18 protein-coding genes are annotated in these 22097 nt (G+C 70.8%); 9 read left to right on the top strand and 9 right to left on the bottom strand.

The features are described from left to right. The first annotated feature begins 124 nt into the window (after positions 1-124). The gene (locus ABD327_RS07015) at positions 125-286 is read left to right on the top strand and encodes a hypothetical protein (RefSeq protein WP_344449377.1); all 162 of its coding nucleotides are present in this window, start codon (positions 125-127) and stop codon (positions 284-286) included. On the opposite strand, the gene ABD327_RS07010 is transcribed toward ABD327_RS07015, so the two are convergent. Next, positions 283-1086, bottom strand: coding sequence for an enoyl-CoA hydratase (locus ABD327_RS07010; RefSeq protein WP_344449376.1), 804 nt, complete (start codon positions 1084-1086; stop codon positions 283-285). The two genes, ABD327_RS07015 and ABD327_RS07010, sit on opposite strands and share 4 nt — an antisense overlap. A gap of 41 nt (positions 1087-1127) precedes the next feature. Beyond that, a complete protein-coding gene (locus tag ABD327_RS07005) occupies positions 1128-2336 on the bottom strand; it encodes an AMP-binding protein (RefSeq protein WP_344449375.1) in 1209 nt (402 codons plus the stop codon). Positions 2337-2599: 263 nt separating this feature from the next. Between ABD327_RS07005 and ABD327_RS07000 the strand changes: the two genes are divergently transcribed. Next, entirely contained in the window at positions 2600-3454 is an 855-nt protein-coding gene (locus tag ABD327_RS07000) for a hypothetical protein (protein ID WP_344449374.1), read from the top strand. Positions 3455-3476: 22 nt separating this feature from the next. After that, complete coding sequence (locus ABD327_RS06995; RefSeq protein WP_344449373.1) at positions 3477-4724, top strand: hypothetical protein; 1248 nt, start codon at positions 3477-3479, stop codon at positions 4722-4724. A gap of 7 nt (positions 4725-4731) precedes the next feature. On the opposite strand, the gene ABD327_RS06990 is transcribed toward ABD327_RS06995, so the two are convergent. Beyond that, complete coding sequence (locus ABD327_RS06990; RefSeq protein WP_344449372.1) at positions 4732-5304, bottom strand: hypothetical protein; 573 nt, start codon at positions 5302-5304, stop codon at positions 4732-4734. A gap of 205 nt (positions 5305-5509) precedes the next feature. Between ABD327_RS06990 and ABD327_RS06985 the strand changes: the two genes are divergently transcribed. Further along, complete coding sequence (locus tag ABD327_RS06985; protein ID WP_344449371.1) at positions 5510-6427, top strand: alpha/beta hydrolase family protein; 918 nt, start codon at positions 5510-5512, stop codon at positions 6425-6427. 204 nt (positions 6428-6631) lie between these two features. Then, entirely contained in the window at positions 6632-7840 is a 1209-nt protein-coding gene (locus ABD327_RS06980) for a cytochrome P450 (RefSeq protein ID WP_344449370.1), read from the top strand. A 2-nt stretch (positions 7841-7842) separates the two neighbouring features. Here ABD327_RS06980 and ABD327_RS06975 read toward each other — a convergent pair whose 3' ends face one another. Genes ABD327_RS06975 through ABD327_RS06955 form a run of 5 tightly spaced genes read right to left on the bottom strand, consistent with a single transcriptional unit; the run spans position 7843 to position 11976 of the window. After that, the gene (locus ABD327_RS06975; protein WP_344449369.1) at positions 7843-9057 is read right to left on the bottom strand and encodes a cytochrome P450; all 1215 of its coding nucleotides are present in this window, start codon (positions 9055-9057) and stop codon (positions 7843-7845) included. Next, positions 9054-9653 (bottom strand): GTP-binding protein, encoded by a 600-nt coding sequence (locus ABD327_RS06970; protein ID WP_425547077.1) that lies wholly within the window; start codon positions 9651-9653, stop codon positions 9054-9056. Before ABD327_RS06970 ends, ABD327_RS06975 begins: the two co-directional genes overlap by 4 nt. Then, positions 9634-9993, bottom strand: a complete 360-nt coding sequence (locus ABD327_RS06965) for a DUF742 domain-containing protein (protein ID WP_344449367.1) — start codon at positions 9991-9993, stop codon at positions 9634-9636. Before ABD327_RS06965 ends, ABD327_RS06970 begins: the two co-directional genes overlap by 20 nt. Next, positions 9990-10415, bottom strand: coding sequence for a roadblock/LC7 domain-containing protein (locus tag ABD327_RS06960; RefSeq protein ID WP_344449366.1), 426 nt, complete (start codon positions 10413-10415; stop codon positions 9990-9992). The genes ABD327_RS06965 and ABD327_RS06960 overlap by 4 nt, the downstream gene beginning before the upstream one ends. Positions 10416-10431: 16 nt before the next feature. Continuing rightward, the gene (locus tag ABD327_RS06955; RefSeq protein WP_344449365.1) at positions 10432-11976 is read right to left on the bottom strand and encodes a sensor histidine kinase; all 1545 of its coding nucleotides are present in this window, start codon (positions 11974-11976) and stop codon (positions 10432-10434) included. Between the two features lie 738 nt (positions 11977-12714). On the opposite strand from ABD327_RS06955, the gene ABD327_RS06950 reads away from it, so the two are divergent. The 3 genes from ABD327_RS06950 to ABD327_RS06940 all read left to right on the top strand — a co-directional run bounded on the left by ABD327_RS06950 (position 12715) and on the right by ABD327_RS06940 (position 19413). Next, positions 12715-14904 carry a DEAD/DEAH box helicase gene (locus tag ABD327_RS06950; RefSeq protein WP_344449364.1) on the top strand — a complete coding sequence of 730 codons (2190 nt, stop codon included), beginning with the start codon at positions 12715-12717 and terminating at the stop codon, positions 14902-14904. A 78-nt stretch (positions 14905-14982) separates the two neighbouring features. Then, complete coding sequence (locus tag ABD327_RS06945; RefSeq protein WP_344449363.1) at positions 14983-17253, top strand: hypothetical protein; 2271 nt, start codon at positions 14983-14985, stop codon at positions 17251-17253. 156 nt (positions 17254-17409) lie between these two features. Continuing rightward, positions 17410-19413, top strand: a complete 2004-nt coding sequence (locus ABD327_RS06940) for a serine/threonine-protein kinase (RefSeq protein WP_344449362.1) — start codon at positions 17410-17412, stop codon at positions 19411-19413. Here the strand turns inward: ABD327_RS06940 and ABD327_RS06935 are convergent. Beyond that, entirely contained in the window at positions 19410-21437 is a 2028-nt protein-coding gene (locus ABD327_RS06935) for an MMPL family transporter (RefSeq protein ID WP_344449361.1), read from the bottom strand. The two genes, ABD327_RS06940 and ABD327_RS06935, sit on opposite strands and share 4 nt — an antisense overlap. Before the next feature lie 183 nt (positions 21438-21620). Between ABD327_RS06935 and ABD327_RS06930 the strand changes: the two genes are divergently transcribed. Beyond that, a complete protein-coding gene (locus tag ABD327_RS06930) occupies positions 21621-22088 on the top strand; it encodes a MarR family winged helix-turn-helix transcriptional regulator (RefSeq protein ID WP_344449359.1) in 468 nt (155 codons plus the stop codon). The last annotated feature ends 9 nt before the right edge of the window (positions 22089-22097 follow it).

Genomic DNA, 22097 nt, shown 5'->3' with positions numbered 1-22097 from the left:
GGCGGCTGGCGCCCCTTTCGACATGAGAACAGTACCAGGAGGCAGGGATGTGCGCGAACCGGTAATCGGGGGAAAGGATCTCGAGCGAGCACGTCGAAGGCATGATCATGAAAGGGGGAGGCCTGTGAGGAACCATCAGCTGGCGAGCATGGGGATGGGGCTGGCCCTGGGGGCCGCGGCGGGCTTGTCCGCCGGGAACCTGGGACTCGGCGTCGGGGCGGGGGTCGCGATATGGCTGGCGGCCTCGGTGGCGTCGGGAAGGCGGGCCGGGAGTCCGGCCGGTTAGTCCATGAAGTCCGGGGGGCGGGAGTCCTTGCGGGCGCGGATGGACTCCTCGAAGTTGCGGGTCGTCAGGCGGACGAGGAGCTGGGCGGTGCCCTCGTGCTCCAGGTGGGACTGGAGGCCGGCGGTGTCCAGGCTGGACCAGAGCATGCGCTTGGTCAGCTCGACGCCCAGGCGGCTGTAGGCGGCGATGCGGGAGGCCAGGGTGTAGCACTCCTCCAGGAGGTCGGGGGCGGGGACGGTGCGGGAGACCAGGCCGATCCGCTCGGCCTCGCCGGCGGTCACGTCGCGGCCGGAGAGCATGATCTCGAAGGCGCGGGAGGCGCCGATGGCGCGGGGGAGCAGGTAGGACAGGCCCAGTTCGGCGGCGGTGAGGCCGTTGTTGATGCCGGCGGCGCGGAAGCGGGCGGTCTCGGACGCGAGGCGGATGTCGGTGGCCAGGGAGAGGCACATGCCCCCGCCGACGGCGGGGCCGTTGATCGCGCCGATGACGGGCTGGTGGGCCTTGCGCAGGGCCAGGACGACGTCCTCGAGCTCCTCCATGGCGCGCCGGGCGATCGACGGGAGGGTGAGGCCGTCGATGTCGGGGAGGGGGCCGGGGTCCTCCAGGTCGGCGCCGGAGCAGAAGCCGTCGCCCGCGCCGGTGAGGACGATGACGCGGACGTCGTTGTCGCGGCTGACGCGTTCGATCGTCTCCCGGAGCGGGATCATGACGTCGAAGGCCATGGCGTTCCTGCGCTCGGGCCGGTTCATGGTGATCAGCGCGACATGCTCGCGGGGCCTGTCCAGCAGAACGAAGCTCATGCCCGCGAAACTAGAACACGTTCTACCCGGGTGGCAAGACGCTACCTCCGGCCGAGGTGCTCCAGGGAGCCGTCAGGACGCCACCGCACCAGGTCTCCCGAGCGGTACATGCGGGCGCCGGGCGCGCCGTACGGGTCGGCGACGAACCGTTCGGCGGACGGTCCGGGCCGGTCCAGGTAGCCGCGTGCCAGGCCCGCGCCCCCCACGTACAGCTCCCCTGCGACACCCGGAGGGACGGGCTGGAGCCGGTCGTCCAGGACGTAGACGCGCAGATCCGGGATGCCCGTGCCGATGGCCGAGCCGGCTCCGGCCGGGCGGTGCGCTTCGTCCAGCGCGAGGTAGGAGACGTGCACGGTCGTCTCGGCGAGGCCGTACATGTTCACCAGCGCGGTGTCCCGTCCGCGGGCGTACCAGTCGCGCAGGCGGCCGGGTTCGAGGCCCTCGCCGCTGACGATGACGTAACGCAGAGCCAGATCCCGTCCGTCGTCGGCGTCCATCAGCCGGTAGAAGTCCGGCGGCGTCTGGTTCAGCACCGTGACCTCTTCCCTGACGAGCAGGTCGAGCAGCTCCCGGGGGTCGCGTGATGTGGAGTGAGGCACGATGACCAGGCAGCCGCCGTAGAGCAGCGACCCCCACAGCTCCCACACGGAGAAGTCGAGTTCCGTCGAATGGAAGAGCGTCCACACGTCTTCCGGATTGAAGGCGAACCACGGTTCGGTGGCTTTCAGCAGCCGTATGACGTTCTCGTGGGGAACGACCACACCCTTGGAATCCGATGTGTAGACCACGTACGCAGGGTTGCGCGGGTCTATCCACACCTTCGGGGAGGTGGCGGGCCGGTCGATGGCCGCTTCCAGTACGGAGGCGTCGAGGGTGAGGACGGGCGTACCGTTCTCGACCATGCGGTCGGCCTGATCGGTCCGGCGGTCGGGGTCGACCGGTATGTACGCCGCGCCCGTCTTCAACACCCCGAGCAGCGCGACGATCAGCGCGAGGGAGGGCGGAAGCGAGACGGCCACGAACCGCTCCGGCCGGGCGCCCCGCTCGATCAGCAGGTGGGCGACCTGGTTGGCGCAGGCTTCCAGCTCGGCGTACGTGAGGGACGTGCCCTCGTACGTGACGGCCACCGCGTGCGGCGTGTGCGCGGCCTGCGCGTGGAACATCGCGGGGATCGTCGAGTGCCTGAACGCCTTGGACGAGCCGCCCGCCCACGTCCCCAGGACCGTCTCGCGCACGGTGTCGTCCAGCATCGGCCCTCCCGGTTCTCTCGGACCATCCCTACCGGCGCCATCTTTCGCTTCGGTCGCGTTCCGGCCCCGAATGCCGACCGATTCGGCCTGGTGCCGCCAGGGATCCTGCGTTTCCCTTCAGGGTCGCATCTCGCCGATGCCGACCCGATACCGGTCGGCATGAGACGGGATATTTCTCGACAAAGTTGATCACGATCCTGCATCGAACCGGTAAGTTCTCAGGAGTGGGAGGAGATATCGGGAAATCGGTAATTTGGGTCGGGGTGCTGGCGGGAGCGGCCGGGCTGGGGGCGGCGGCGGTCGCGCGGGGGCGGCGGCGTGCGGAACGGGTTCCGCAGCTGGGGCGGTGGATCGCCGCGGGCCCGGATTCGGGCTGCGTGAAGGACCTGGCCGTCAACCTGGGAGGGGAATACGTCGAGGACGCGCCGAACGCCGGCATCGTTCCCACCCTGGACGTGCTCGAAGGGCCGGGCTGCGTCCCCGACAGGGTGGATCCGTTGGTGCGGGAGTTCTACGAGCACACCGGCCGGTTCGCCTTCGACGTCGAGCCGCGGTGGCGGCTGTGCACGAGACTCGGGAACCTCTTTTACCGCGTGCTCGCCTCGAGGCAGATCTCCCAGGCGAACATCCCGATGAACCAGCGGAAGGCGCAGCGCGGAGTCCGGGGGAGGATCCACACCGTCACGCTCCCCGACCACCAGCTCCGCGGGTGGCTCAGGGCCTACTCCGACACCGACGAGCCCTTCCACGTCGGCATCTACACCACCTACCGGCAGTCCGGGCGCGGCTATGTGAGCGTCGGCTTCCCCGTTCCACGCGGCGCCTTCACCGCCACGCTGGTGCCGCTGACGGGTGAGGACGGCGGTCTGACGCTCACCAGCGCGAGCGACCTCCCGCACCCGGGCCATCACCTGACGTACGAGGATTTCGGCGCCGGAGGGCTCGTCACGAAGCCGGTGAAGCGCCTCGCCGAACGCCTGGACGTCTATGTCCGGAACGGTGAGCTGAAGGCCGACCACTCCTTCGAGTTCTTCGGAGTTCCCTTCCTCTTTCTGCACTACCGGATGAGGCGCAAGTCGAGCGGGGTTCCGCACCCGAGAAGTCGATCATGCTCCTGAATCAAAACGATAGATTCAAGGCATGGGCGGCGATATCTGGAAGTCGGTAGGTACCGCGGCGGTCCTCGGAGGCGTGGCGGGAGCCGCGCTGGCCGGACGCCGGGGAGCGCGGGCGGCGATGGCCGGAGCCGCGGCCGGGGCCGTCGGGCTCGGGTTGGGCGAGGCGGTCGCGCGCGGCGGGACGAGACCGGGGGAGATCCCGCCCCTGTGGCAGCGGATCGCGATGAGCGGGGCGGTCGCCGCGCCCCTGGGATGGCTCGCCGGCAAGGCCGGGGCACGGCCCGCGGCGGTGGGGTTCCTCGCGGGCGGCGCGGCCGGGGCTCTGGGGGTCCGGCCGCAGAAGGCGGTCCTCGGGCCGGTGGTGGGGCTGGCGGCGGGCGCGGCGGGACGCGGGCTGGGCCTGTCCCCGGCGGAGACGGCGGCGGGAGCGGTCGTGGCGTTCCGGGTGCTGTCCGCGGCGCTGTTCCGGGACGCCCAGGTCGAGCTGCTCGCCGAGGAGGTGGACGCCGCCGAGCTGCCGTTCGTGGTGCCGATGGTGTCGCGCTCCTCCTACGTCGGGACGGGCTACGTCAAGGAGCTGGCCGAGCGCCTGGGAGGGGAGTACGTCGAGGACGCGCCCGACGTGGGGATCGTGTCCGACCTGGACGAGCTCGAAGGCCCGGGTTTCCCGCCGGGGCGGGTGGACCCGCTGGTGCGGGAGTTCTACGAGCACACCAGCCGGTTCACCCTGGACATCGTTCCGGAGTGGCGCAGGTGGGTGCGGCCCGGCTACCTGCTGTACCGCACGCTCGTGGCCCGGCCGCTGGGGCAGGCGAACGTCCCGATGAACCAGCGGGAGGCGCAGCGCGGAGTGCGGGGGAGGATCCACACGATCGACCTCCCGGACGAACGGCTCCGCGGCTGGATCAGGGCGTACTCCGACACCGACGAACCCATCTACGTCGGCATCTACACCACCTACCGGCACGAGGGGCGCGGCTACGTCAGCGTCGGCTTCCCCGCACCGGAGTCCAGTTTCACCGCCACCCTGGTGCCGATCGCGCGGGAGGACGGCGGCCTGACGCTCACCAGCGAGAGCGACCTCCCCCATCCCGGCCACTACCTGGCGTACGTGGACGCGGAGTCGGGAAGGCTCACCGCGCTCGCCGTCAAGGGCTTCTCCGAGCGCCTGGACGTCTACGTGCGGGACGGCGAGCTGCTCGCCGACCACGCTTTCGACCTGTTCGGCATCCCGTTCCTGGTGCTGCGCTACCGGATGAAGCGCAAGTAGCCCCGCGTCACCACAGGTTGGTGCGCATCAGGACGAGCTTGCCGGTGTCCTCGTAGATGAGGACCTCGAAGGCCTTACGGCACTCGTTGACGAGGTCGGCGGTCCCCTCCTTCACGGCCCGCTCGGGATCCCGGGTGAGCAGGATGAAAGCGGCTTGGTAGAGGGTCACCGTCCGTTGCGGGGCGGGTTCCGGCGAGAGGTGCCGGAACTCGTGCAGCACGGCCCTGCCGCCATGGACGGGCTGGCTCTTCAGCATCCCCGCCGACAGGGTGCAGACGCCCTTCAGCCGTCTGGTGCCGAGTTCGTCCTTCTCGTGGATGTGGCGGTGAAGGCTGCGCGTGCCCCTGCGGTGCCCGCCGGTGAGGTCGTCCGTGATGAGGACGAGGAAGTCGAAGACGTCCTTGTAGCGGGTCTTCAGCCGCTCGAACACCAGGGGCGTCTGGAGGTGGAGCGGCGTCCCCCCGGGAGGCGCGGGTTCGACGGGAAGGGCTCCGGCCGCCGCCTCGGGGCTGAGATAACGGCCGTCATCCCGGATGAGGAAGACGTGGTCGTACGTCGTCGGTCCGTCGGCGAAGCCCACAGGAACCTCCCTGAGATTCTCAATATCAGGCTTTATCGATCATCCGTCCCTGTCAAGCCCGGCGACGGAAGGCGGCCGGGGCGCCGCGGGGCGGGACGGCGGCGCCTCCGGCAAAAGCGTTCGTGATCTCTATTGACGCCAGTGTATCCATGAGGGAAACTCTGTCTGCTTTAGTGGAACAGAGTTTCCCTCTTTTGGAGGACCCATGCGTCTTCGCGGTCTGGTCACCGCCGCTCTCTTCGGCTCCCTCCTGACCGGCGTCACCGCCGGACTCTCCGCTCCGGCCTCTGCGGACACGGGTGTCGCCCACTACTCCTCACAGATCAAGAACGACGGGACCGACGTCTACTACCCGGCCGCCGCCACCGGGGAGCTGCCCGTCGCGCTGATGCTCCAGGGCGCGCAGGTCCACCGGATGCACTACGCCCGGTACGCGCAGGAGATCGCCTCCCACGGCTTCATCGTCGTGGTGCCCAACCACAAGCGGCTGCTCTTCTTCGACAACGACTACTACGCCTCGCAGAGCCAGCCCGCCGAGGCCATCAGCTGGATGGGCGCCGAGAACGCCAACGCCTCGTCCCCGCTGAAGGGCAGGATCGACACCGACACGCTGGTGCTGCTGGGCCACTCCTTCGGCGGTGCGACCGGCCTGTCCGTCGCCGAGAGCACGTGCGTCACCCCGTTCTGCACGAGCCTGACCTACACGATGCCCTCGCAGGTCAAGGCCGGCTCGTTCTTCGGCACGAACAACAAGCTGCCGGGCATCGGCGTCTTCCCCGAGGTCGACAACCTCGTCCCGGTGCAGCTCGTGCAGGGCACCGCCGACGGCGTGGCGCTCCCGGCCGACGCCGAGACCACGTACGGCAAGATCAAGGACGACCCCCGGCAGATCGTCCGGCTCTCCGGCGCCAACCACTACGGCATCACGGACGCGCAGAACCCCGCGGGCGCCGACCCCGACGCCAACGCCCAGACGATCAGCCAGACGCAGAGCATCGAGACCGCCGCGCGCTGGGCCGCCCGCTTCCTCAAGGCCGCGCTGGGCGACGCCGCGGCCGCGAACTACGTGTGGTCGACGGGCGACGCCTCCGACCCGCTGGTCACCGTCACCGGCGCCCAGTAATCCCGACAATAGGGATGAATGAGATAGTTATGGCCATTCTGTCAGGATCTTAAGGTTCTGTCGGTTTTGCCGGATAAGGCCCGTCGTGTCCTAATGTAGTGTTACATTTTCTGACATGGCGGGCCGATTTGGTTTAGATCTTGATCATGATGGTGGACCTCTTTAGGGTGGTATTGGCAAAATGCACCTTCTGAGAGGTTGATTATGGGGTCTGAAATACCCGATATTCTGTCCGCCGAATTCGCCGAGAACCCCTACCCGGCGTACCAGGTCCTGCGCGACGAGGCCCCCCTGCACCACCACGAGGCGATGCAGTCCTACATCGTCGCCCGCTACGAGGACGTCGAGCGGGTCTTCAAGGACCAGGTCTTCACCACGGCCAACTACGACTGGCAGCTGGAGCCGGTGCACGGCAAGACCATCCTCCAGCTGAGCGGCCGCGACCACTCCGTGCGGCGGGCGCTGGTCGCCCCGGCGTTCCGGGGAAGCGAACTGGAGGAGAAATTCCTCCCCGTCATCGAGAAGAACGCGTCCGAACTGATCGACGCCTTCCGCTCGGACGGGACCGTCGATCTGGTCTCGCAGTTCGCCAACCGATTCCCGATCAACGTGATCGTGGACATGCTCGGCCTCGACAAGTCCGACCACGCCCGTTTCCAGAAGTGGTACACCTCGATCATCGCCTTCCTGGGCAACCTCAGCCAGGACCCGCAGGTGGCCGAGGACGGCGTGCGGACCAAGGAGGAGTTCGCCGAGTACATGCTCCCGATCATCCGGGACCGGCGCTCCAACCTCGGAGACGACCTGCTGTCCACCCTGGTCACCGCCGAGATCGACGGCGAGACCATGAGCGACGAGGACGTCAAGGCGTTCTGCAGCCTGCTGCTCGCGGCCGGCGGCGAGACCACCGACAAGGCGCTGGCCAGCATGTTCGCCCTGCTCCTTCAGCACCCCGAGCAGCTGGCGGCGGTGCGCGAGGACCGGAGCCTGATCGACCGGGCCTTCGCCGAGTCGCTGCGCTTCCACCCGCCGGTCCACATGATCATGCGGCAGCCCTCGGAGGACGTGGAGATCGCCGGCGGCGTGATCCCGGCCGGAAGCACGGTCACCGCCCTGATCGGCGCGGCCAACCGCGACGAGCGGCGCTACAAGAACCCGGACGCGTTCGACATCTTCCGGGACGACCTGAACGTCACCAGCGCGTTCTCCGCGGCCGCCAACCACCTGGCGTTCGCGCTCGGGCGCCACTTCTGCGTCGGCGCGCTGCTGGCCAAGGCGGAGGTCGAGGTCGCCGCGAACATGCTGCTCGACGCGATGCCCGACATGAAGCTCGAAGACGGCTTCGCCCCGGCGGAGAAGGGCGTGTTCACCCGCGGCCCGGCCGAGCTGCGGGTGAACTTCACCCCCGCGTGACGCTAACCGCGTGAGACGCGCGTGGTGGGCGTGAAGGAGACGGGCAGGGCGAACAGCCCGCGCATCCACAACGAAGGACGCCACTGCAGCTCCTTCACGTCCACCGCGAGCCGGACGTCGGGCAGCCGGTCCAGCAGCACCTCGATCGCGGTCTTGGCCATGATCTCGCCCATCTCGGGGCCCGGGTAGGTGCAGCCGTGCTCGCCGTGCCCGAACGACATGTGGGCCCGGTTCGTCCCGGTGTCGTGGAAGGACGGCCGGACCTGCGGGTCCCGGTTGGCCGCGGCGAACCCCAGCACCAGCAGGTCGCCCCGGTGCACGCGCCGCCCGCCCAGCTCGCAGTCGTGCACGGCCCAGCGCCCGATGAAGTTCTGGGTGGGGGTGTCCTTCCACAGCACCTCGTTCAGGGCCTGCGCGACGCTGCTGCGCCCGCCCTGGAGGCTGACGGAGAAGTCGTCGTCGATCAGCATCAGCCGCAGCGCGTTGCCGATCCAGTTGCCGGTGGGGGCCTGCGCGGCTGCCAGCACCACCAGGAGGTCCATGAAGACCTCCTCCTCGGTGAGGCCCGTGGGGTGGTTCAGCAGCCGGGACGGCACGTCCGGTCCCGGCCGGTCCTTCTTGTCCTTGACCAGCCGCTGCATCCGGGCCTGCACCCGCCCGTACGCGTCGGCCGCGCCCTCCCCGACGTCCAGGGACTCGGCGATGTCCTGGACGAGCGTCGGCACGTCCGCGTCGGGCAGCCCGAAGATCTTCGCCAGCACGTAGAGCGGCACGATCGTGGCGTACTGCGCGACCAGGTCGGCCTCGCCGTCCCCGGCGAACGTGTCGATGAGCAGGTCCGAGGCCCGCTCGCAGATGGACGTCAGCTCGGTGCGGTCGATGACGTCCAGCGCGTCGCCGATCGCCCCGGCCCGGCGCTGGTGCTCGCCGGCCTCGGCGAACATGACGGAGGGGTTCCAGCCGACGTAGGGCAGCAGCGGCCAGTTCTCGGGGATGTTGGGCCACTGGTTCCAGCGCCGGGAGTCCCGCGCGAACATCTGCGGGTTGGCGGTGACGTGGTGGACCTCGCGGTACCCGATCACGAACCAGGCGGGCACGTCGTCGTCGAGCAGGATCGGCGCGACGCTGCCGTGTCGGCCTCGGATCTCCTCGTACAGTTCGGCGGGATCGGCGGCGATGTGCGTGCCGTAGAGGCGTACGGGTTCTTCCGCTTTCATGGCATGCGCTCCGAGAGACGTGTCAGGTGGCGGACCAGCGTGATGAGGACGAACTTGCCGGATTCCCGCAGCCGGGCGTCGCAGTCGATCAGGGGGACGTCCGGGGGGAGGGAGAGGGCGTCGCGGATCTGGTCGAGGCTCGGGCCCTGGCCCTCGAACCGGTTGACCGCCACCACGAACGGCATCCCGTGGTGTTCGAGGCGGTCGATGGCGTACCAGGACTCCTCCAGCCGGCGCGTGTCCACCAGGACGATCGCGCCGAGGCTGCCGGCGAACAGCTGGTCCCACAGGAACCAGAAGCGCTCCTGGCCGGGGGCGCCGAAAAGGTACAGGATGTTCTCGGCGTTCAGGGTGATGCGCCCGAAGTCGAAGGCGACGGTGGTGGTCCGCTTGTCGCGGACCTGGCCGACGTCGTCGACCCCGACCCCCGCCTGCGTCATGATCTCTTCGGTGCTCAGCGGGTGGATCTCGCTGACCGAGCCGACCAGCGAGGTCTTGCCGACCCCGAAGCCGCCCACGATCACGATCTTCAGTCCGGTGGTGGCCGTGTCGCTCAGCGGTGCGCGCACGGCCGGATCAGAGACTCTCGAGTCCAATGAGCACCTGCTTCAGAATTTCCATGTCGGGAAGTTGGGCCTTGCCCGCCGGACGCGCCGACCGTCTCAGGGACAGGCGTCCGGTGTCGAGGAGATCGCTGACCAGGATCTTCACGACGCTCACGGGGAGGCGGAGTTCGGCGGCCAGCTCCACGATCGCGATGGGCCTTCGGCAGAGCTCCAGGATCCGAGCGTGCTCGGACTGCATGCCGGGTGCGGGCTCGAATTCCGCGATGACCAGGCTGACCAGGTCCAGTTCTATGTCACCGGCGTCGCTCCGCCCGCCCGTCACGGTGTACAGGCGGTCGGGGCTCTCGTCGTCGAGCCTGCGGGCGCTCATGAGGCCGGTTCGGGTCCGCGCGGGGCGGCGGTGAGGAAGCCGCCGATCTGCTCCACCAGCTCGTTCATGTTGTGGCCGACGATGCCGACGTCGGCGTCCTCGTCGGCCACGACCGCCAGATGGGCGCCGGCTCCGGCCCGGATGATCAGCAGCAGCCCGCCCGCGAACTCGACCATGGCCTGGCCGGGTCCGAGCCGGTTGCCGAACTCCGCGGAGGCGCTGAGCGAGAGGCTCTGGATGCCCGCCGCGATGGCCGACAGGTGGTCGGCCTTGTCGACGGTCAGGCCTGAGGTGAAGCACATCTTCAGGCCGTCCTTGGACAGCACGAGGATGTGCCGCACGCCTGGAGTGCGCTGCCGGAGGCTCTCCAGCAGCCACTCCAGGGTCCGCTCGGTGGTGCTGGGTGCATCGATGGTGCTCATATCGGGGAGCCGGTCCCTATCTATCGTCCTGAGTGGTAGAGGCGTCTTTGCCCGCCGCCTTACGGAAGGCGGCGAACCGCGCTCCGGTGTCGCGGGGCGCGGGGGAAGGCTCGGCCACGGAGGTCGGCAGGCCGCTCTCCTCAGCGGCCGCGAGGGCCGCGCCCCGGGGGCGCTTGGGCAGTCCGGACCACTCCCCGCTCGTGGTGAGGGGGTCGGCGGACGGGACGGGCGGTTCTGCGGGCGGCGGGCTCATGACCTCTCTGGCCGGTGCGGGGGCGGGCTTCGGCTGGGTGACGAGCTGGCGCGGGATCATCAGGACGACTCCGGTGCCCCCGCGGGAGGAGGGCCGGAAGCTGACCGACAGGCCGTACTTGTCGGCGAGCCGTCCGACGACCGCCAGGCCCAGCCGGGTTCCGGCCAGGGTCTTCAGGTCGCTGGGCTCGCCGACGAGGGCCTCGGCGCGCAGGCGTTCGCGCTTGCGCATGCCCAGGCCGCTGTCCTCGATGGTGATGATGATGCCCGCGTCCTCCTCCTCGAGGTAGACGTGGACTTCGCTGCCGTGCGCGGAGAACGTGGTGGCGTTGTCCATGAGCTCGGCGAGAGCGTGCATGACGCCTTCGGCGGCGTAGCCGACGACGGCGGAGTCGCTGATGGAGTGCAGGCGGACGCGCCGGTAGGCGTTGATGCGGCCCATCGCGCCGCGCAGGACGCTCTCCATGGCGATCGGCTTGGTCCAGCGGCGGCCCGACCGGCCGCCGCTGAGCAGCGCGATGCTGTCGGCGAGTCGGCCGAGCTGGGAGATCCGGTGGTCCAGGTCGAGCAGGTCGGCGAAGATCTTCTCCTCTCCGGCCCCGCCGTAGCGGTGCTGGAGCTCGCGCAGGTCGGCCAGGAGGCTGGTGGTCTGCGCCTGGACCCGGGCGGCGGCGTTGGAGCAGGCGGCCATCGCGGCGGTGCCCCGGCGCTCGCCGGAGGCGATCTCCTGGGCGACGGACTCCAGCAGCTCGGCCAGCACGGGGTCGTCCGGCCGGGGGACCTCGGAGATGGCGGTCTCCAGGGAGGCGTTCTCCTCGCGGATCCTGCGGACGAGCTCGGGCAGGATCTCCTCGGCGAGCCGGCTGGCGTCCCGGTGCGTCCCGGCGCCGTTCCGGAGCGCGGCGGCGGTCCGCTGCTCGGCGGCGACCAGCTCGCGCGCGGTGGCGTGCAGCAGGCGCTGGAGCTGGAGGTCGGCGGGAGGCTGGGTCTCGGAGAGCAGGAGCTCCAGCGAGGCGCCCTCCCTGGCCCGGAAGGCCATGCCGGGCAGGGTCTCCTCGCAGATGCGGTACATCTCCTGCTCGGTTCCGGCCAGTCCGTGCCGGATCTGGGCGAGCTGCCGGCCGTTCCAGCTCGCCTTGGCCGCGAAGTAGACGGCGAGCGCGCTGGCCAGGCAGAAGGCGAGCGCGGCGGCGCCGCCGGCCCAGCCGGCCACCGGCCTGACGTCCGTCGGGACGGACATCACCGCCCACAGCCAGACGGCCCCGGCGCCGAGGACACAGATCAGCCAGGCGATCAGAGCCTTCTCCACCGGCGGGCGCGGAGCCCGCACAGGTCGGGAGGAATGCGACATCTCTCAGAGTCCTCATCACGGGCTGAAGACGGAAGTGAATGGTGCAGGGAAGCTTGCCTTATTTCCAGGTTTGGGCGATACCGTTTGGTTCAACTGGCAGCGTGAAGAAAATCCCACTCCTGGCGACCCTGCTGGACAAATCGCCCATTTCGGTCAGGTGGCTCTGGAGCCCGAGACCGAGGCGATCAGCCGAGGAGGAATATACAGGTGTGCGGGTGATTGCTGCCATACAGCGAGCTATGTGAGCTTTACCAGGGCAAAGGCCGTACCTCTGTCGTCCCTCGGCCGGAGCGGCCGGCGCGGCCTCCGCGCCGGCGGGGGTTGCGGGGTCTGCTCGTCCCTCCCGGCCGGCGCCCTCGGCCCGTCCCGTCCTCCGCCTTCGGGCCGGTGTCCGGGGCTGGGGCCTTGGGGAGGATCGGTGCATATATAACAAAAAAGCATTTATTACCTTTGCGTGAATAGAGCTGACCGGAACCGGTCCGGGCGGTGTCGGAAACGGGACGTGAAGAGATCTCCGCTCTCCCGGGCCCGTCCGCGCCGGACCGCCGGCGGCCGTGAAGCGGTGGGCTTCGGCGCCGCTTCCCCCGAACGGGACGGTGGGACCCTCCTCCGAGAGGCCCGGGCCGCGGCCCTCAGAACGTCCCGACCGCTGGATATCCTCCCCGGACGGTCCATCCCCCCAAGAAAGGCGCGGCCATGGACACGACCGGCCTGAGAGGCGAGGAGATCCGTCCCACCCCCGGTGAGGCGCGCAGGGCGCGCGACGAGGCGGGCCGCCTGCTCGGCACGGCGCGCATGCTGCTGGCCGAACACGAGCGGGCCCGCCGGGACGTCATGGACGTGCTGGAGGGAGTGCGCGCCGAACAGGCCAGGGCGGAACTCGCCTCGGTGCCCGTCGCGCGGCTGAAGGACGTCACCGGAGGCCGGCTGCGGATCGGCGCGCTGGAGAAGGCCGGGTTCACCGACGTCCGGCAGGTGCTGGAGGCCTCGGCGTACGAGCTGCAACTGCTGCCCGGAATCGGAGCGCCGACCGCCGCGCAGCTGCACTCGGCGGCCCGCCAGCTGGAACAGGCGGCACGGGAGTCGACCGGGATCAGGATCGACGTGGGACGGCGCGACGCGCGCACCACCGCGCTGCTCGTCGCGCTGTACCGCCTCGTCGACGCGGGCCCCGACCTGCCGCGCGCCGTGGAGGCGGCCCGCGAGCTGGACCGGTGGGTCGTCCCCCTGCTCCTGGAGGCCCGCCCCGCCTTCGGACGGCTGCGGCTGCTGCTCACCGGAGGGAGGCGCAGGAGACGGGCCTACGCCGCGCTGGCGGAGCTCACCGGCGAACTCGAACGGGTGCGGCTGCTCGAGACCTCCCTGCTGCTCGCGCAGGCGACCACCGACCTGCTCCGCCCGCCCCCCTCGGAGTTCGAGGCCTGGACCGACTTCGAGCTGCGCTCGCCGGAGTACCACACGCTGCTCGCCGAGCTGGCCGGCAACGGCGACGACCGGCCGGCCGCGCACGGGCTGCTCCCCGGGGACCTCGTCGCCGAGGTCCTGGCGCAGCGGCTCGACGACGCCCACCGGCGGGTCTCGCTGCGCGGCTACCAGGAGTTCGGCGCCCGGTTCGCGCTGGCGCGACGCCGGGTGATCCTCGGAGACGAGATGGGCCTCGGCAAGTCGATCGAGGCGATCGCCGCCCTCGCCCACCTCCGCTCCGAAGGCGACACCCACTTCCTGGTGGTCTGCCCGACCAGCGTGCTCATCAACTGGCTCCGGGAGATCGAGTCCCGCAGCGCACTGAAGCCCTTCTGCCTGCACGGCTCCGGCCGCGCCGCCGCCCGGGACGCGTGGGAGCGCGAGGGCGGCGTCGCCGTGACCACCCTGGACAGCCTCTACCGGCTGGAGGCCTCGCCCGGGGTACGCGTCGGGATGCTCGTCGTCGACGAGGCGCACTTCGTGAAGAACCCCCGGACCAAGAGGTCCCAGGCCGTCGCGGAGTGGTGCCGCCGCGTCGAACGGGTGCTCTTCCTCACCGGCACGCCCATGGAGAACCGGGTCGAGGAGTTCCGCACCCTCGTCTCCTACCTGCGGCCGGAGCTGGCCGAGAACCTGGAGATCGGCTACGCGGCGGCGGGCGCGAGCGCGTTCCGCAAGGCCGTCGCCCCCGTGTACCTGCGGCGCAACCAGCAGGACGTCCTGGCGGAGCTGCCCGAGCTCGTCGAGACCGCCGAATGGGTCGAGTTCAGCGGCCCCGACCTGGACGCCTACCAGGCCGCCGTCAGAGCCCGGAACTTCATGGCCATGCGCTCCGCCGCCTACGCCGTCCCGAAGACCTCGGCCAAACTGAAACGCCTGCTGGAGATCGTGCAGGAGGCCGAGCAGAACGGGCTCAAGGTCATCGTCTTCTCCTACTTCCGCGACGTCCTGGCGTGCGTGGAGGAGGCGCTCGGAGGACGCGCCCACGGGCCCGTCTCCGGTTCGCTCCCCGCCGAGCGCAGGCAGGAGGTGGTGGACGGCTTCTCCGCCGTCCAGGGCCATGCCGTCCTGCTCGGCCAGATCCAGGCGGGCGGCGTCGGGCTCAACCTCCAGGCGGCCTCCGTGGTGCTGCTGTGCGAGCCGCAGCTCAAACCCGGCGTGGAGGCGCAGGCCGTCGCCCGCGCGCACCGCATGGGGCAGGTGCGCGGAGTACAGGTGCACCGGTTGCTGGCCGCCGACTCGGTGGACCAGAGGCTCCTGAGGATCCTGGGCGGAAAGGCACGGCTGTTCGACGCCTACGCCAGGCGCAGCGACCTGGCCGAGTCGGCTCCCAACGCGGCGCTGGACGTCTCCGAGCAGTCGCTGGCCGCCCAGATCATCGAAGAGGAGCAGCTGAGGCTGGCGGAAGGCCGGCCCCGCTAGAGGAGGACCGCGGAGCGCGGCGGCCTGCCCGGGCGGCTCAGTAACGTGTGGAGACCACCCCCCATCATGGAGGAGCGAATGGCGCTTCCAGAACTCCGGCAGAGCCTGTCCGCGTACCTGCAGCGGCGCAGGGAGGAGGGGCGGCTGCGGCAGCTCGTCCTGGTGGCCACCGAGTGGCGGACGTGGCACGCCGACGAGCGGTACTCCGACTGCTCCCGGGCGCTGAGGCTGCTGCTCCGTTCGGTGGCCGGGCCGGAGGACCTCACCGAGGGGGTGTCCTGGTGCGCGGTGCCGGCCGGGGGCGCCGAGGACGACACGGTCTGGGAGGAGTGGCGGCAGGGGAAGGACGCTTCGGAACTGCTGGACGACTTCGTCCGGTCGCTGGAGGAGCGAGGGGCGCGGGGGGACGTACGGCCCGCTCCGGAACGTCTGCGGATCCTGTGCGATCCCGTCCGGGCCCGGTATCTGCTGCCCGAGGGCTCCGTGTCCGCGTCGCACTGGACCGAACTGGACGTGCGCTTCCTGCACTACGCGGGGGACTGCCGGGTGCACTTCACGTTCAGCTTCTGGGGTTCGCCGCCGCCGGTCGTCCCCGACCAAGTGGCGGAGCGGTTCGCCGCCGGAGCCGGGGAGCCGGCGCAGCCGGACTTCGAGCGGCTGGCCGAGGAAGTGGCCGAACGGAAGGTCGGGGAGTTCTTCGCACCCGTCGTCACCCGCGTCAGGGAACGCGACTACGCGGCCCCGATGTTCTGGGTCCTCGCCCTCGAAGGGGTGCGGGACCCGGTGGAGTACCTGGAGAAGGACCCGCTCGCCGCCCGGCTCGTCCGCTCGCTGCTGAGCCGGGGCGTGGGGGACAGCGGGGTGGCGCAGAGCGTCGTGGACGGCTCCGTCCTGGCGCTGCGCAGGTTCGGCCAGGTCGGCGACGACGAGTCCGAGATCCGCCCCGTCTACCTGCTGGTGCCCAGGCCCTCCGAGGGCGTCGACGATCCGGGCGTCCGGCGGGAGGCGGACCTGGGCGTCCGGCAGGCCACCGCGCTGCTCACCGAGATCGAGGCCCGCGTGGCGGCGGAGATGCACGGCCTCGACCGCTCCCTCAACGTGTGGCGGACGCACGTGGAGGTCTACGACGCCGCGGCGCGGCAGGCGTCCCTGCTGTGGGACGCGCTCGCCCTGCACATGCCCGTCGGCTCCGACCGGCGGCTGGCCGACACCCACCAGGCCGTCGAGCTGGTGCACCAGACCCTGCTGCAGGGCGTCGCGGACATCGCCGAGCTCGTCCGCCGGATCGACCTGCTCCGCGCGGAGATCGACCAGCTGGAGGAGGACCTCGGCGACCTGCTGGACCAGAGGCTGGCCGAACGCCCGCTGCGCGGCGCGCGGAGCCTGCGGGAGGCGTTCCTGCGGACCAGCCGCCTGGGGCACCTGCGGCGGCTCGCCGAGAACGTCCAGCAGGTGGCGGCGTCGGTGAACGGGCAGTACAAGGACCTGCTCGGCTCCATCGGGCACGCCTTCGACGAGCGGCGCGTGCGCGAGGTGGACGTCCTGCAAAAGGCCGGCGGGACGATAGCGCTGGCCGGCGCGCTGTTCTCGTCGGTCGCGCTGCTGGACTTCCTGCTGGAGATCAAGATCGATCCGGCGTCGTGGGCGTCCTGGCTGGAGCCGTGGGTGAACCACGCGATCAGGGGCGGCGCCGTGCTGGGCTTCCTGGCCCTGGGCTTCACCATGTTCCGCTCGCAGCGGCGGATGAAGGCCGAGCAGAAGATCGGCTCACCGGGCTTCCACGAGTGCTACGGCAGGCTCCTCAGCTACCTGCGCGACGCCTCCACCGACAACCTGGACCGCCTGGCGGGCCGCCCGCCCGAAGACTGGGCCGCCTACGACGAGGGCCTGTCCGAGCGGTTCGCCGAACTCTGGGACGAGGCCACCCGGGCCCTCCCCGGCGACGGGCTCTGGCCGGGCCGCCACCCCCGCGCCGGCGAGTACGACCCGGACCGGGACATCGCGCAGCTCACCGCCGAGACCGAGCAGTGGACGCTCCGCGCGCTCCTGCTGACCGAACGCCCCCGCAACCTCGGCGAGTACCGCCTTCCGCGGCTCACCCTGCTCTACCGCCACTGCGTCTCCCTGGACCGGGCCCGCTCGTGGCGTCCGGCCGTCCCCACGGTCCACGACACCGAGATCGAGGCCGCGCTCCTCAACGCCGGCTACGACCCCGCCGAGGCGTCGTGGATCGACCGGGCCCTCGCCGCCCGGCTGGCCTCCCCGCACGCCCCGGCCGACACCGGCGCCCTCCTCGCGCTCGCCACCGAGACCCTCCGAACCCCTTCTCCTGCCGGATCAGGCTTTTGATATCTGACTGATCCTGTAATTTCACAAAAGATCGACATTTCAATATCGGATGGCCTAAAAAAAGATCGTTTCTCGAATTGGTGGCGTTATCCGAAAATGCATTGACTCGAAGGTATCCGTTCCTATCCACTGTCCCTGGACTCGCCGGGGCCACGGGTGAGCAGGCTCGTCGTGGGGGACGGGATGGGTGAGGTCTGGCGGCTCGACGGCTTCGTCGAGCAGGGAGAACTCGGATCCGGGCAGCAGGGCCGGGTGGTGCTGGCACGGGGCGAGAAAGACGGGCGGATCGTCGCCATCAAGTATCTGCAGGGGCAGTTCCCCCTCGCGGAGAATGAGGAGGAGCGGACGCTGCTGCGCCATGAGGCGCGAATGCTGGTCTCGGTGCGGGACGAGCACGTGGCGCGGCTTTATGGCGTGGTGGAGGACCCGCGCGGGGTGGCGATGGTCATGGAGGCCGTCGACGGGGTCCCGCTCAGGCGGATCCTGAAGGAGTACGGGACGCTGGCGCCCGAGGCGGCGCTGGTGGCGCTGCGCGGATCGCTGCTGGGACTGCAGGCGGCGCACTCGGCCGGAGTGGTGCACCGGGACTACAAGCCGGCCAACGTGATCGTGAACGCGCAGGGGGTCAGCAAGCTCATCGACTTCGGGATCGCCGTCCCCGAGGGGCGCCGGTCCTACGCGGGGACGCCCGCCTACATGGCGCCCGAGCAGTGGCGGGGAGAGACGGTCACCGCCGCGACGGACGTGTACGCGGCCACCGTCACGTTCTTCGAGTGCGTCGCGGGGCGCCGGCCGTTCCGCGGACCGGACCGGATGGCGCTGATGAGGGGGCACCTGGAGGCGCCGGTGCCGGTGGGGGAGGTGGCGGAGCCGCTGCGGAGACTGGTGGCGCGCGGGATGGCGAAGCACCCCCTGCACCGGCCGGTGAGCGCGGCACTCTTCCTCGACGAGCTCGAAGCCGCGGCCTTGGCGGCGTACGGGGAGGAGTGGAAGCGGCGCGGGCTGCTGCTGCTGGGCACGGCCGCCGGATCGCTGGCGGCGTTGTTCCCGCCGGCCGTCACGGGGCTGATCGTGAGCGGTACGGCGGGCCTGGACGCCGCGGCCTCCAGCCTCGCCTCCACCGGGATGTCCGGGGGGAGCGCCCCCGGCGCCACAGGGGTCACGAGTGCCACGAGCGCCACGAGCGGCGTGCTGGGAACGGGGGTGCGGGCGGGCGTCAAGCTGCTGGGCGGGACCAAGGCGGTCGCGGTGTGCTCGGCCGCGTTGCTGGCGGCGGCCTCCACCGCGGTGATCGTGCTGGTGGGGGAGGAGGAGGCGCAGCCCGAGGCCAAGCCCCCGGCCGCGGTGTCGCAGCCCCTCGCCTCCGGCGAGCCGACGGCCGAACCCACGGCCGGGCCGTCTGAGCCCTCGCAGCCGCCGACGGAGCCGCCGCCGGTGCCGGTCGGCCCCGACGGAGCGGGGGATCCCACTCCGGTTCCCAGCCCGACTCCGCAGGCGGAGCCCCCCGCGCCCGACCAGGCGGAGCCGCCCGTGCCCGGCCCGGTCGACCCGCCTCCGGCGCAACCGGGCCCGACCGAACCTCCGGGGGTCCTGCCCGAACCCGAGACGGCGCCTCCGGCCGTCCCCGCGCCCGACCCCGAGGCCGTGCCCGTGGGGGCCGCTCCGGGCCCTGTCGTTCCGGTGCCCCAGCAGCCCGGACCCGTCGAAGAGCCTCCGCCCGCGGAGCCCGTGCCCCAAGAGCCCGTGCCCCAGGAGCCGGGGCCTGAGGAACCCGGCGCGCAGGAGCCGGAGCCCGAGCCGTCGGGGCCGGAGGAGCCGGAGCCCTCCGGTGAGGTTCCGCAGGATCCCCGGACCGAGAAGCCCGAGACCAAGGAGCCCCAGACGGTGGAGCCGACCCGGACCGTCGAACCGACCCGGACCGTCGAACCGACCCGGACTCTGGAACCGACGCGGACCGTCGAGGCGACGCGGACCGCGGAGCCGGTCCCGGAGCCCAGTCCGAGTCCGACGCCGCGGCCCGCTCCCGTACCGGAGCCGCCGGACTCCGCGCCGGCCGAGGAGGAGACTCCCGAACCGGCCCCGACCGCGACGAAGACCACGAGGGTTCCGCCGTCGAAGCCCGCGGACGAGTCGACGGGGCCGGCCGGGATCCCCCTTTAGGGGCGGATCTTGCGCCGGGTCGGCCACCACATCTTCGCCCCGAGGTCGTAGGCGAGGGCCGGGACGAGCAGGGAGCGCACGACGAGCGCGTCCAGCAGGACCCCGAACGCCACGATGAAGGCGAGCTGGACGAGGAAGACCAGCGGGAGCACCGCGAGGGCGCCGAAGGTCGCCGCGAGGACGACCCCCGCGGAGGTGATGACGCCGCCGGTGGCGACCAGCCCCTTCAGGACGCCTTCCCGCGCCCCGTGCTGGAGGGCCTCCTCACGCACGCGGGTCATGAGGAAGATGTTGTAGTCCACGCCCAGCGCGACGAGGAACACGAACCCGAACAGGGGGACGCTCGGGTCGGAGCCCGCGAAGCCGAAGACGTGGTCGAACACCAGCGCGGACACGCCGAGCGTCGCGGCGAACGACAGCACGACCGTCAGGATGAGCACGATCGGCGCGGTCATGGCCCGCAGCAGCAGGCCGAGGATGACCACGATCACCAGCAGCGCGACGGGGATGATGACGGTCCGGTCCCGTTCGGCGGTGAGCCGGGTGTCGTACTGGGACGCGGTGTAGCCGCCGACGAGCGCGTCCGCCCCGGGGAGCGGGTGCAGGGCCTCGCGCAGCGCGGCCACGGTGTCGATGGCCTCGTCGGAGTCGGGGGAGGAGGCCAGGGTCGCCTGGATCATGCCTCGCCCGTCGACGATCACCGGCATCCCGGAGTCGTCCGCCATCGGCCGGGCCGAGGACACGCCCTCGACGGCCTGCGCCGCCTGTGCGGTCGGCTGGAGGGCGTCGGCCTTCGCCAGGATGATCACGGGGTTGCCGGACCCGGCGGGGAAGTGCCGCCGCAGCGCGTCCTGCCCCTCGACCGAGGGGGTCTTCTCGAGGAACACGTCGGACTGGGCGATGCCGTCGGCCTTCAGCGTCGGCGCGAACGCCGCCAGCGCGCACAGCGCCAGGGCGGTCAGCACCCAGGTGCGGCGCGGCCTGCGGGAGATGACCCCGGCGAGCTTGTCCCACACCTTGTGCCCGCGGTCGAGGCGGCGTGAGGGCCAGTAGGCGGCGCGGCCGAGGAGCGCCAGCGCGGCGGGCAGGAAGGTGAGCACCGCGACCAGGGCGCAGCCGACGCCGATGGCGGCGACGGGGCCGAGGGAGCGGTTGGAGTTGAGGTCGCTGAGCATCAGGGTCAGCAGGCCTGCCGCGACGGTGAAGGCACTGGCGGAGATGGGCGCGAGGGAGCGCCGCCAGGCGTGCTTGATGGCCTCCCAGCGGTCGGCTTCGACGAGTTCCTCCCGGTACCGGACGGCCAGGAGCAGCGCGTAGTCGGTGGCGGCGCCGACCACCAGGATGAACATGATCCCCTGGGTCTGCCCGTCGAGGGTGAGCGTCCCGCGGTCGGCCAGGAAGTAGACCAGGGCGGAGGCCAGCGCGAGCGCCAGCACCGCGGTGACGATCACGACGAGGGGCAGCAGCACGCTGCGGTAGACCAGCAGCAGGATGACCAGCACGACGCCGAGCGCGACCATGAGCAGCAGCCCGTCGATGCCGGCGAAGGCCGCGGACAGGTCGGCGCCGACGGCGGCGCTGCCCGTGACGTACAGGTCGAGGCCGGGGACCGCGGCGAGCTCCCTGATCCGGTCGATCGGGGGGTCGTCCACGTCGGCGGGCAGGGGGAGGACGGCTTCCAGCGCCCTGCCGTCCTCGGATCTGATCGGCGGCGAGGGCGTCTCGGCGGTCAGACCCTCCTGCTGGATCCGCTGGATCGCCGCGGCCGCCCGCTTCTCGGCGTCTTCGCCGATCTCGCCTTCGGACTCCCAGACGAGCACGGCGGGCGTGGTGCTCCGGTCCTCGAAGCCCTTGCGGAGTTCGGCGACGCGGGTGGACTCGGCGGTGGTGGGGAGGAAGGTGCTGCTGTCGTTGCTCTGGACCTCGCCGAGCTTGCCGGTGAACTGGCCGAGGGGCCCGACTCCGACGATCCAGACGAGGAGGACGAGGGCGAGCGGCAGCCAGAGTCGGATCTTCTTCGACATATCGTCAGGCTCTTCTCGCAATAGTGTGTTCGCCGTCGTGGATCACGAGGCCGTCTACCGGAAGCGGCGGCCTCGTACCGTCCGTGACGGCACGGAGGGCTTGCGGCGTCACTATGTGTAGATAATCTAGTAGTTAAACAATCTAGTTAAATAGTCTAGCTAACGCAAAGGGGCGGAACGACCATGGACGACGAGGGCGCGGCGGAACGCCGTCGTCTGATCGTGCTCATGCGCAGGCTGAGCGCCGAGCTGGACCAGCTGGGCCACGCCTTCGCCAAGAAGCACGCCCTGCATCCCACCAACGTCCGCGCGATTTTCCTGATCATGGAGGCCGGGCTGGTAGGGGCTCCCATCACCCCCGGCGACCTGGCCCGCAAGCTGGGCCTGACCACCGCGGCGGTCAGCTCGCTGCTCGACCGCCTGGAGCAGGCCGACCACCTGGTCCGCCGCTCCGTGCCGGGCGACCGCCGACGCGTCCACCTGGAGGTGGCCCCCGAGGCCATGAAACTGGCCGCTACCTTCTTCCACCCCCTCAACACGCGGCTCACCCGGGCCATGGAGGACTATTCCCCCGAGGAGATGACCGCCATCGAGAGATTTCTCACCGACATGACCCGTGAGGTCTCGGGGTACCGCGAGGAGAACTCCTGACCCTCCGCC

Source organism: Actinocorallia aurantiaca, assembly GCF_039533685.1.
GTDB classification, from domain to species: Bacteria; Actinomycetota; Actinomycetes; order Streptosporangiales; family Streptosporangiaceae; genus Actinocorallia; species Actinocorallia aurantiaca.
This window is presented reverse-complemented; position numbering and strand designations above follow the sequence as displayed.